The organism is Pseudomonas sp. FDAARGOS_380 (assembly GCF_002591235.1).
GTDB classification, from domain to species: Bacteria; Pseudomonadota; Gammaproteobacteria; order Pseudomonadales; family Pseudomonadaceae; genus Aquipseudomonas; species Aquipseudomonas salmasensis.
The window spans coordinates 1513047-1524377 of sequence record NZ_CP023969.1; the positions used below are offsets into that span (position 1 = coordinate 1513047).

At 62.6% G+C, this 11331-nt stretch carries 7 protein-coding genes; 2 read left to right on the top strand and 5 right to left on the bottom strand.

Going from position 1 to position 11331, the window contains the following annotated elements; translation table 11 throughout:
- Positions 1-2: 2 nt before the first annotated feature.
- Positions 3-1106 (bottom strand): hypothetical protein, encoded by a 1104-nt coding sequence (locus CRN80_RS07225; RefSeq protein ID WP_098949845.1) that lies wholly within the window; start codon positions 1104-1106, stop codon positions 3-5.
- 176 nt (positions 1107-1282) lie between these two features.
- On the opposite strand from CRN80_RS07225, the gene CRN80_RS07230 reads away from it, so the two are divergent.
- Positions 1283-1909, top strand: coding sequence for a bifunctional 2-polyprenyl-6-hydroxyphenol methylase/3-demethylubiquinol 3-O-methyltransferase UbiG (locus CRN80_RS07230; RefSeq protein WP_098949846.1), 627 nt, complete (start codon positions 1283-1285; stop codon positions 1907-1909).
- Positions 1910-2412: 503 nt separating this feature from the next.
- Here the strand turns inward: CRN80_RS07230 and CRN80_RS07235 are convergent.
- From CRN80_RS07235 to CRN80_RS07250, 4 genes are all read right to left on the bottom strand, one after another.
- Complete coding sequence (locus tag CRN80_RS07235) at positions 2413-4602, bottom strand: glycoside hydrolase (RefSeq protein WP_098949847.1); 2190 nt, start codon at positions 4600-4602, stop codon at positions 2413-2415.
- Positions 4603-4820: 218 nt separating this feature from the next.
- On the bottom strand, positions 4821-7868 hold the full coding sequence (locus CRN80_RS07240) for an efflux RND transporter permease subunit (protein WP_003187624.1): 3048 nt from the start codon (positions 7866-7868) through the stop codon (positions 4821-4823).
- On the bottom strand, positions 7865-8935 hold the full coding sequence (locus CRN80_RS07245) for an efflux RND transporter periplasmic adaptor subunit (protein ID WP_098949848.1): 1071 nt from the start codon (positions 8933-8935) through the stop codon (positions 7865-7867). Before CRN80_RS07245 ends, CRN80_RS07240 begins: the two co-directional genes overlap by 4 nt.
- Positions 8932-10014, bottom strand: coding sequence for an efflux RND transporter periplasmic adaptor subunit (locus tag CRN80_RS07250; RefSeq protein WP_034125475.1), 1083 nt, complete (start codon positions 10012-10014; stop codon positions 8932-8934). The genes CRN80_RS07245 and CRN80_RS07250 overlap by 4 nt, the downstream gene beginning before the upstream one ends.
- 121 nt (positions 10015-10135) lie before the next feature.
- Between CRN80_RS07250 and CRN80_RS07255 the strand changes: the two genes are divergently transcribed.
- Entirely contained in the window at positions 10136-11299 is a 1164-nt protein-coding gene (locus tag CRN80_RS07255; protein ID WP_098949849.1) for an AAA family ATPase, read from the top strand.
- Positions 11300-11331 lie beyond the last annotated feature (32 nt).

The following is an 11331-nucleotide window of genomic DNA, read 5'->3' on the forward strand; positions in this document are numbered from 1 at the left end:
CGTCACGGGCACTCGTCCAGTTGGGCAACGCTGGCGCGGGGCACGAAGGTGATGGTTTTGTCCTTGGCCTGCCAGGGCCGCACGATGTAGCTGCCGTCCGAGTCGGCCATCACCCGCAGTTTCACGCTGCGCTTGGGGTTGTCGGCGTCTACCAGCACGCTGGGGACCTTGGCCTCTGCCACCCAGGTCATCAACGTACAAACGCGCCCTCCCGAGGCGGAGCCTTGCAACGGCAGGCCGCCCAACTTGGCCCCGCTCGCCGGGATCAGCCCGAGTAAAACGATGAGGGCAAAGGCCACCAGTGAGGCGAACGCCACCGGGTTTTTCTGAACGCGCATGCGCACCACCAGGCAGGCGGCGCTCCCCTGGATCAGAAACAGCACAGCCATTTCGGCGGCCATGAACGGCGCAAAGAACACGGCGCTGTCGGAGTACTCGCTGAAAGCGCGGGAGACCGGCACCGTCACCATCAGAATGACCACCATTTGAACCACCCCGGCGCCGGCGCTGGCCAGCCAGAACTCGCCGGACAACTCACGCAGGGCAACATGGGCGGGCCGGGCGCGAATGATGATGCCCACATAGGCCACTACCGCCGCCATGATCGCCACGATCCAACTGAGCGTCAGCAACAGCCCACTTTCGGCGTTCACGGACAGGTACACGGCGGACATCCAGAACACAAACATCACCAACAGGCTGGCCGCCCAATGCCCCAGTAACCGCCGGTGCTGGGCCTTCTCTTGCGGCGACTGCGGGCTGAGATTGAGTTGATCACTCAGGCGCACACCGGTGCCGTTCAGGCGCGTGAACAAGATGAACGTGGGCACCAGGATCGACGCGCCCATCATGCCGATCACAAATACCAACATGGCGAACATCGCCGGCAATGCGGTGAACGCCGATGCCGACAAGATACTCAGCGGCACCTTTTCCATCTGGATGTACTGGTACAGGTACAGGCCTGCCACCGAGAGAATCCCCACCGTCAGCGGCCAGGCACGCTCATTGAGCCAGAGCAAGCCATTGCTCAATCTCGTGGCGTATTGATCTACCTTGTTCGGCGCGGTGTCGTTGCCAACGGGTGAACGTTTTTCCTCTTCCATGGATGTATAACCCTCTGCAAATGAGGGCCGAATCTTACCCACAATTTCCCGTGGCGGTCTGTCGGATGCGCACACTGCGAACGCCGTGAAGCGCCCTACAGCGGATACACGGTTTTCAACTCAAGAGTGGGCCGGGGTATAGTCCCGCTACCTCAGCCGCAGCCGTGCGCCATGCCATGAAACTTGCTCCCGACGACCTCAATCAGATCACCGCCACCACCCTGGGCCATTACAACAAGGTGGCCGAAGACTTCCGTGAAGGTACCCGCGATCACGATGTGAGCCAGAACATCGACGCGCTGCTGCGGCATATCCAGGGCACGCCGCCGTTTACCGTGCTGGATTTCGGCTGTGGGCCGGGGCGGGATTTGCAGACGTTTACGCGCATGGGGCATATCGCCGTGGGCCTGGATGGCTCCGAGCGTTTTGCGCACATGGCCCGCGAAGACAGCGGCTGTGAAGTGTTGCAGCAGGACTTTCTCAAGCTGGACCTGCCCGCTGCGCGTTTTGATGGGGTGTTTGCCAATGCGGTGCTGTTTCATATTCCCAAGCAGGAACTGCCGCGCGTGCTCAAAGAGCTGCACGGCGCGTTGAAACCTGGAGGCGTGCTGTTCAGCTCCAACCCTCGGGGCGAGAACCAAGAGGGCTGGAATGGGCCAAGGTATGGCTCTTATCACGATCTGGAGGCGTGGCGAGCCTTGCTGACCGAGGCCGGGTTTGAAGAGCTGGAGCATTACTACCGGCCTGCCGGGTTGCCGCGGGAGCAGCAGCCTTGGTTGGCGAGTGTGTGGCGTAAAGTTTAGTGCTGCATCGCCTGTTCCGGCCTCATCGCAGCATAGGTACCTACACAACTTTGTGGGTTGTAACAGCCGACGGTAACCACGATGCGAAGCGAGCCGCTCTTGATCTTGATCTGCTCTTGATCTTAGGCGCCCCGTCAAACCACGCTGGCCGGAATTCGACAGGGATTTGGGGGGTAAACCGGCAGGGATGCCGGTTTAGCCGCCCCGCGCCATGGATGGCGCGTGGCGGCGGCCCCCCGAATCACTGGCGAATTACGGGCACACCGAGCCTAGGCGAGGTGCCGAGTGGTGGGGCAAGAGCGTTTTGCTTACTTTTGCGCTTTTCAAAAGTGAGCCGCCGTCAGGGCGGAACCCTAAGTGGCCGTTACCGCAGGAATGGATATGTACACGGTCCAACTGTGTTGACTGTCAGGCCGCCATCGCAGGCAAGCCAGCTCCCACCTTTGGAATGCATTTCACTGTGGGAGCCGGGCTTGCCCGCGATGGCGCCGTAACGGGCGGCGTTATTTCACCTGATACACCACCGGCTTCTCACCTTCCACCAGCACCGTCACACTGCGCCCGGCATACCCCTGTTTTTCCTCCGCAGAGAAATTCGCCACCAACCGCGTCCCGTCAGCAAAGGTGGTTTGCTGCACCTGCTTGTCCCCGCTCAGCCAGCGAAAATCAGTCATCGCCTGGGTCGCCAAACGCTGGTGCAACGGCCGGAAAAAGCGGTCCTGGCGCTGAATAATCGGCAGCCGCGCCTTGAGCGTTGCGGCACTGAGGTGGTACAGCGGCGGCACGTTATAGAGCAGTTGGGTCAACTCGTTCTCGACCTGCACATTGCTCAGTTTGAGACTGTCGAACAGCCAATGGTGAGTGGTGATCACCGAGCCGTGGAACACCGCCTGATACAACGGCAGGCGCATCGTCGGCTCGAAATACACCGTGCGAAACGGCTCCTTCAACGGCACTGATTTGAAGAACACCGCCGGTTGCTCGGTTGGGTACCAGTTGCCGACGAAGTACGGCGACTGCGGGTCCTGGGTCATCTCGCGGTCGCCCCAGCCGATCACCGGGGTCTGCATGCCGTGGGCGAACAGGATGCCCTGGGCGGTGATGGCGTTGCCGTCTTCGGAGCCTGTGACCAGCTTAGGCACGGTGTTGATCCAGCGAGAGGCGTCGATATTGCCTTCGGCGTTCTGCGCCTGGGTCATGCTGGCGTCGCTGCGGTAGCTGTCGAACAGCATGCTGGTGGCGTAGGCATCGAGAAACCAGGCATTGAAGCCAGCCTTGGCTTGTACCGCCTTCACCCGCGCCTCCAGCAGCGGCCGCACACAACGCGGGTCGGTGTAATGGCCGGACTTCTGGAAGCCGGTTTTCAGCTTGCCGTCTTTCAGCACGATCGCGCAGTCACGATAGGCCTTGGCGCCTAGGTGGGCAGTGGTCCAATCGGGATTTTCGGTGGCGGACAGGGCCGTTTCATAGGAGTCGTAAGGCGCCATCAGAAAGCCGGCTTCCACCCCGGCGCGAATCGCCTCGGGATGCCACAGGCCACCCTCCCAACCTTCGCCCAAGGTCAGCAGCAAACGCTGCAGCCCAGCGTCGCGCAGGGTTTGAATGGCGCTACTGCCCCAGGTTTGCAGGCTGTCACTCAAGGCCCCCGCAAAGTCCACGGCCAGTTCACTGCGCAGCTCGCCATAGCGGGCGGCAAGGCGGGTCATGTCTGGCTCTTGCACTTGCCAGGCCTGCCGGGCCTTGGTGTTGATCGCCGCATTGAGGCCGCGCAGCAGCACGGTTTGCTCATAGCGATTCAAGGGAGTGGACTGCGCCAGCAGCTGTGCGCTCTCTTTGTCCATCAGCGTCTTGAGTTCATGGCTGCGCAGCCGTTTGATCAATGTTGGCCAATCACGCACATCGCCCAAACCCAACAGGCCGTTGTCCCAGAGGTACACATGGCTGGCGCCCAGCAGCTTCTGGGCTTCGGGTGTTTGCCGCAGCTTGTCCGCCAACGGTTCATAGCGGCCCTGCTCCACCAGCCACTGGCGGTAGCGCTTGGCGCCGGCCAACGGGTCGGCATCGCCCAGGTACAGGCGCAGCGTCATCGGCGCGTCAGGCGCCAGCGAGGTGAATTCATGGGACGCAGAGAGGGCCAGGCCGTTGCCGTCGGCTTGCCATTGCAGGCGGTTGTTGTAGGGGTTGGTCAATAACCAGTTCAACGTGAAGCCAGCGTGATCCACGCCCCACAACGGCAGGCTCAGGTCCTGGGTGGTATTGAGCTCATCGCGCTCCAGCAGAAACGCCTTCCAGAGGGCATTGCCGGCAGGCACGTAATGCCCCTCGGCCAAGGGCCAGATCAACCCTTGCCCCATGGCCTCAGCAGGCTGGCGCAGCAGGGCCAGCTCACCGGGAGCGCGGGCGTTGATGGTCAGGACCAGGTCGCGCTGTTCCAGGCGGGCGCTCAGGCGATAGGCGCCGTTGTCCCATTGCCAAGTGGCCTGGTCGGGGGTGTTCTGCAATTGGCTGACGGCATGCGCCGCCACACCGCTGGAGGCCTGCACCGAGGCCTGGCCTGCGGGTGTCACGCGCAGCGCCAGGGTGGCGGGGTCGAGTTCGACGCGCCATAAGGCGTTTTCCAGTACGGTGGCGGCGAAGGCAGGCGGTGCAAGGAGCAACGCGCAAAACAGCAAGGTGAAACGCAGGCACTGCATGAGGATCGACCTGGGTCTGGAATGAGCACCAGAGGGTACAACATGCAGTAGCCAGCCAGGGCGACATGGGGATTTTTCAGAAGCTTCACACAGCCTCAGTCAGTTAAGGCTCTTTTGTAGGAGCGAGCTTGCTCGCGAAAAACTCACAGGCGCCGCGTTTACTCAGGAAGCACGCGTTATCGTTGACATTTTTCGCGAGCAAGCTCGCTCCTACAGAATTAATCCTGTTTCGGCTCGCGGATCTTGTACCAGGCCACATACAGCGCCGGCAGAAACAGCAACGTCAGCAACGTCGCAATGATGATCCCGCCAATCATCGCGTAGGCCATCGGCCCCCAGAACACTTCCCGCGCAATCGGGATCATGCCCAGGCTCGCGGCGGCGGCCGTCAGCAGGATCGGCCGGCGCCGGTGCTCGGTGGCTTCCACCACCGCATCCCACGGCGTGTAGCCGGCCTCTTCGTACTCGTGGATCTGTGTGACCAGAATCACCGAGTTGCGAATGATGATGCCGATCAACGCCAGGATCCCCAGGATCGCCACAAAGCCCATGGGTGTGCCCGTGGGGATCAACGCCAGTACCACGCCGATCAGCCCCAAGGGCGCGACGCTGGCTACCAAGAACATCTTCTGCACGCTGTGCAACTGAATCATCAGGAAGGTGGCCATCAGGAACAGCATCAACGGCACCACCTTGGCGATCGGCCCCTGGGCCTTGCCACTTTCCTCCACGGTACCGCCGGTGGCGACTTTGTAGCCTACCGGCAAGCCTTCGCTGAATTTCTCGATGGTCGGCGCCAACTGCTTGACCAGGTCGGTCGGCTGCATCTCATCGCGCACGGCGGCCTTGATGGTGATGGTCGGCTTGCGATCGCGGCGCCACACCAGCGGCTGCTCCAGCTCGTAACGCACGGTGGCGAACGCCAGCAGCGGAATCGAGGTGCCGTTGGGCGTAACGATCTGCAAGTTTTGCAAGGTCTCCGGGGTGCCCCGCTCGGCATCTTCGGCGCGGCCGACCACGTTGATCAAGTAGATATCGTCGTGCACCTGGGTCACCGCCGCGCCGCTGACCACGCTGTTCATCAACTGCGCCACGTCTTCCGACGACAGCCCCAATTGCCGCGCCTTGTCCTGGGCGATGTCCACCCGCAGCACTTTGCCCGGCTCGTTCCAGTCGTAGATGATCTCGCCCAAGTGGGTGTTCTGATCCAGCAAGGTCGCCAGTTCAATGGCGTGCTTGCGCACCTGGTCGATGTCTTTGCCGGACACGCGGTACTGGATCGGCCGCCCCACCGGCGGGCCCATTTCCAGCGGCTGCACGTAGCTGCCGATGCCGACAAAATCATCGCGCAGACGTTGTTGCAGGCGGGCGATCAGGGCGCCACGCTCTTCCAGGCCTTTGCTCACTATCACCAGCTGCGCGTAGTAGGGGTTCTCCAACTGCTGGTCCAGCGGCAGGTAGAAACGAATCGCGCCCTGGCCGATGTAGGTGCTCCAACGGGCAATGTCCGGGTCGTCCTTGATGATCGCTTCGAGGCGGTCGACGGCCTTGCGCGTCTCGTTGATCGAGGCGTTTTGCGGCAGGTTCAGGTCGACGAGGATTTCCGGGCGGTCCGACGATGGGAAGAACTGGTTCTGCACAAATTGCATGGAGAACACCGAAGCCACGAACAGCGCCACAGTGATGCCAATCGCCCACCAGCGGTTGCGCATGGCCCACAGCATGCCGCCATTGAAGGCACGGCCAATGCGCCCCGGCTCGGCGTTGTGCGGTTTCACATTGGCGCTGAGGATATGCACGCCGATCACCGGCGCAAACAGCACCGCCACCACCCACGACACCAGCATCGCCACGGCAATCACCGCGAACAGGGTAAAGGTGTACTCGCCCGCCGAACTGGCGTTGAGACCAATCGGCACGAAGCCGGCCACGGTCACCAGCGTGCCGGTGAGCATCGGAAACGCCGTGGAGGTATAGGCGTAAGTCGCCGCCTGCTCCTTGGTTTCGCCTTTTTCCAGGCGCGTGATCATCATCTCCACCGTGATCATCGCGTCATCCACCAGCAGGCCGAGGGCGATGATCAACGCGCCCAGCGACACACGTTGCATGGTGATGCCGCTGTATTCCATGAACACGAATACCAGCGCCAGCACCAACGGGATCGAGCACGCCACCACCAACCCGGCGCGCATGCCGAGGCTGATAAAGCTCACCACCAGCACGATGATCACCGCCTCGAACAGTGCGCTGGTGAAGCCGCCGACGGCCTCTTCCACCACTTCGGCCTGGTCGGACACCTTGTGCACGCCGACGCCCACCGGCAGGTCGGCGGTCAGCTCGTCCATGCGCCCGTGCAGGGCCTTGCCGAACGACTGGATATTGCCGCCTTTCTGCATGGCGATGGCCAAGCCAATCGCCGGTTTGCCGTTGAAGCGGAACATCGGCCGCGCCGGGTCCACATAGCCACGGCTGATGTCGGCAATATCCGCCAGCCGATAGAAACGGTCATTGAGGCGCAGGTTGACGTTGGCCAGGTCTTTCTCCGAGGCAAACTGCCCGGAGGTGCGCACGGAGATGCGTTCGGGTCCTGCCTCGATCACCCCGGCGGGGGTCACGGCGTTTTGCGATTGCAGGCTTTGCACGACCTGGCGCTGATCAATGCCCAGGGCCGCGAGTTTGCGCGTGGAGAAATTCAGGTAAATCACTTCGTCTTGCTGGCCGATCATCTCGACCTTGCCCAACCCCGGTACCGAACGGATCTCGGCGCGCACCTGCTCCACGTAGTCACGCAGTTGGCGCATCGACAGGCCATCGCCGGTAAAGGCGTACACCGAGCCGAACACGTCACCGAATTCATCGTTGAACGACGGCCCCTGCAAGCCCTGGGGGAAGGTGCCGCGAATGTCATCGATCTTCTTGCGGACCTGGTACCAGATCTCCGGAATGGCCTTGGCACTGGTGGTGTCCTTGAGGAACACGAACACCGTGGACTCGCCAGGCCGGGTGTAGCTTTTCACGTAGTCGAGGGAGTCGAGCTCTTCGAGTTTCTTCTCGATGCGGTCGGTGACCTGCTTGAGGGTTTCTTCCTGGGTCGCGCCCGGCCAGCGGGTCTGGATCACCATGGTCTTGATGGTGAACGAGGGGTCCTCTTCACGGCCCAGGTTCATGTACGAGAACACGCCCATCAGCAGCGCGACGAACATCAGGTACCAGACGAAGGACTGATGCTTGAGGGCCCAGTCGGATAAGTTGAAGCTCCCTTTCATCGCGGGCTGTCCTCGTCGATTTTGACTTTTTGCCCGGGTTTCAGGCTGTTCACGCCAGCAGTGACAATGCGCTCGCCGGGTTTGACGCTGCCATTGAGCAAGGCGCTTTGAGCATCACGGCTGATGACCGTGACCTCACGCGGTTGCACGGTCTGGCTCTGGGTGTCGAGCAGCCAGATGCGGGTCTTGCCGTCCACTTCCTGCAAGGCGCTCAGGGGCAGCTCGATGCGCGGGGCGATGGCGGTGCTCAAGGTCACGCTGATGGCGGTGCCCAGGCGGAACGCGGCTGGGGTTTCGGCCAGGCTCAGGCGTGCGCGACGGGTGCGCGTGGCGCTTTGGGCCTGGGGTTCGATCTCACGCACCACGGCGGTGGTGTGCACGCTGGGGTCCAGTTGGCCGGCGACCAGGAACACCACATCGGCAGGCAAGCGTTCAGCCAGGCCGGCGGGCAGGTCGATCACCGCTTCCTTGATGTCCGGACGGGCCAGGGTCACCACCTGCTGGCCGGCGCTGACCACCTGGCCGGCCTCGGCATTCCAGGCGGTGACGATGCCGGCATGGTCGGTGCGCAGTTCGGCGTAGTTGAGCTGGTCCTTGGCCTGGTTGACCGAAGCACGAGCCTGGTCGAGGGTCGCCTGGGTGGTTTTCAGGTCGGTCTGGGCCACATCCAACTGGGCCTGGGCGCCGACGCCACGGTTGAACAGTTCCTGTTGCCGGCGAGCATTGGCCTGGGCGTTGATGAACTGCGCCTGCACGCGCGCCAGGTCGCCCTGAGCAGCGCGTAATTGGTTCTGCTGGTCGGTGGGATCAAGCACGGCGAGCAAGGCACCCTTCTCCACTTCGGCACCGACATCCACGGCGCGACGGGCGATGCGGCCAGGCACGCGGAAACCCAGGTTGCTTTCGTAGCGGGCCTGGATGGTGCCGGCGAAACGACCGAGGTTTTCCTGGTCTTCGGCCTTCACTTCCATGGACAGCACCGGGCGTATGGGTTCAGGCGGCGCCTCTTCCTTGGAGCAGGCCACCAGCAACAGGCTGGCGGCAACAATGAGCGTCAATTGCTTCATGGCTGCGCTCCGGGTTGGGCGATCTCGACGACCATGCCGGGGTGCAGCAATTGCCCACCGGCTATCACGACTTTTTCACCGCCTTTGAGGCCCTCGCCGATGATCACTTTGCCGGTGAGGTAGCGCGCCACGGTGACCTTGTGCAACTGTGCCTTGCCTTCGCCGTCCACCAGCCACACGGCTGGCTCGTTGAGGTCTTTGGTCAGCGCCGACCAGGGCAGCTCGATGCTCGCCTTGGCCGGGCCATTGGCCGTGGCGCTGACCACCGAGCCCAGCTCCATGCCCTTGGGCAGGCTTTGCAGGGCGATCTTCACTTGGACGGTGCCGGTATTGGCGGCCACGGCGGGCGTGACTTCGCGGACTTTGCCCACGGCCTTGATGCTCGGGTTGTCCAGCAGGCTCACCGTAATCGGCGCGTCGGGCGGCGGCTCCACCAGCAGGGACTCATACACATTGAACACGGCGTCACGCTCGCCATCGCGGGCCAGGCTGAAGATTGGCACGGTGGCCTGTACCACTTGGCCGACTTCGGCCTGGCGCGCGGTGATGATGCCCGGGGCATCGGCAATCAGCGAGGTGTAGCCCAATTGTTCGCGGGCATTGGCCAACTGCGCCTGGGCAGCGGCCAGGGCACTTTGACTGCTGCGCAGCGCGGCCTGGGCGGCGTCATATTCGCTGCGGCTGGTATAGCCTTTGGGCAAGAGTTTTTCCTGGCGCACAAAGGCGGCGGCGGTCTGCTTGACGCGCGCCTGTTCGGCCACGACCTGGGCCTGGGCCGAATCGACGTTGGTCTGCAAATCCTTGGGGTCAAGCTTGGCCAGGACTTGCCTGGCCGTGACGCGGTCGCCTACGTCGACCATGCGCTGGATGATCTTGCCGCCCACGCGAAAGGACAGATCGGTTTGCACCCGCGCCTGGATATCACCGGTCAGCGTGACCGCCGCGGCGAAATCCGCCGACTGCACGGTTTGCACGAACACCCGTGAATGCTGCTTGGGCTCGGCTTTGTCTTGGCCGCAGCCGCTGAGCAGCGCCAGGAGGCCAAGGCTGAAAATAAATGTCGAGGTGCGACCGCCCATGCAGGCTCCTTTTGCGTGATGCCGACGTGCAAGTGTGTATGCGACTGTGAGCTTAGATCAGGGTTCCTTATCTGCATGGAGGATCCCATACTCCAATGGTTCCCATGCTGACTAAATACATATGCTTAAAACCCTGGCGGTGGCCAATTACCGCTCGATCAACAAATTGGTGGTGCCCCTGGACCGGCTGAACCTGGTGACCGGGCCCAATGGCAGCGGCAAGTCCAACCTGTATCGCGCCCTGCGCTTGCTGGCCGAAACCGCCCAGGGCGGGGTGATCAATGCGTTGGCCCGTGAAGGCGGGCTGGATTCGACCTTCTGGGCCGGGCCGGAAACCATCAGCCGGCGCATGCGCAATGGCGAAGTACCGGTGGAGGCCGTGGTCGCCCAAGGCGTCAAACGCTTGCGCCTGGGCTTTGCCGGGGAGGACTTCAGCTACGCCATCTCCCTGGGCATGCCCATCCCGGTTCCCGGCAGCGAGTTCAAACTGGACCCGGAGATTAAAAAAGAATGTATCTGGGCCGGCCCCCTCTACCGCCCGGCCAGCCTGCTGGTTCAGCGTTCGGGGCCGATGGTACGCGCCCGTGATGGCCGCGCCTGGGACGTACTGGCCCAGCACACGCCCAACTATCACAGCCTGTTCGATCAGGTCGGCAGCCTGCGCGGTTCGCCGGAAGTATTGCTGCTGCGCGAAAGCATCCGTGGCTGGCGCTTCTATGATCACTTTCGCAGCGATGTGGATGCGCCGGTACGCCAGCCGCAATTAGGCACGCGCACGCCGGTGCTGCATCACGACGGTCGGGATTTGGCGGCCGCGTTACAGACGATTCGCGAAGTGGGCGATGTCGAGGCGTTGCAGCACGCGGTCAGTGATGCCTTCCCCGGCGCACGGTTGCATATCGAACCGTTGCAGGGCGGACGCTTTGCCATCGAGTTCTATCAGGAAGGCTTGCTGCGCCCGTTGTCGGCGGCGGAACTGTCGGACGGCACCCTGCGCTACCTGCTGCTGATCGCCGCGCTGCTGACGCCCCGGCCACCGACCATGATGGTGCTGAACGAACCTGAGACCAGCCTGCACCCGGACTTGTTGCCGGCACTGGCGCGCTTGATTATCCAGGCCTCGAAGCAGTGCCAGGTGTGGGTGGTGAGCCATGCCAGCCGGTTGATTGCGGCGTTGCAGCAGGATGAGGGGTGTAATTCGATTGTGTTGGAGAAGGTGATGGGGGAAACGCGGATTGTGGGGCAAGGGATGCTGGATGCGCCGGCCTGGCATTGGCCGGAGTAGGAGCGAGCTTGCTCGCGAAAAACGTCAACGAT

What these genes read in the sequence shown, in the direction of transcription:
- CRN80_RS07255 (WP_098949849.1), top strand. Translation starts at nt 10,136, where the DNA reads ATGCTTAAAACCCTGGCGGTGGCCAATTACCGCTCGATCAACAAATTG.
- CRN80_RS07245 (WP_098949848.1), bottom strand. Translation starts at nt 8,935, where the DNA reads ATGAAGCAATTGACGCTCATTGTTGCCGCCAGCCTGTTGCTGGTGGCC.
- CRN80_RS07225 (WP_098949845.1), bottom strand. Translation starts at nt 1,106, where the DNA reads ATGGAAGAGGAAAAACGTTCACCCGTTGGCAACGACACCGCGCCGAAC.
- CRN80_RS07230 (WP_098949846.1), top strand. Translation starts at nt 1,283, where the DNA reads ATGAAACTTGCTCCCGACGACCTCAATCAGATCACCGCCACCACCCTG.
- CRN80_RS07250 (WP_034125475.1), bottom strand. Translation starts at nt 10,014, where the DNA reads ATGGGCGGTCGCACCTCGACATTTATTTTCAGCCTTGGCCTCCTGGCG.
- CRN80_RS07235 (WP_098949847.1), bottom strand. Translation starts at nt 4,602, where the DNA reads ATGCAGTGCCTGCGTTTCACCTTGCTGTTTTGCGCGTTGCTCCTTGCA.
- CRN80_RS07240 (WP_003187624.1), bottom strand. Translation starts at nt 7,868, where the DNA reads ATGAAAGGGAGCTTCAACTTATCCGACTGGGCCCTCAAGCATCAGTCC.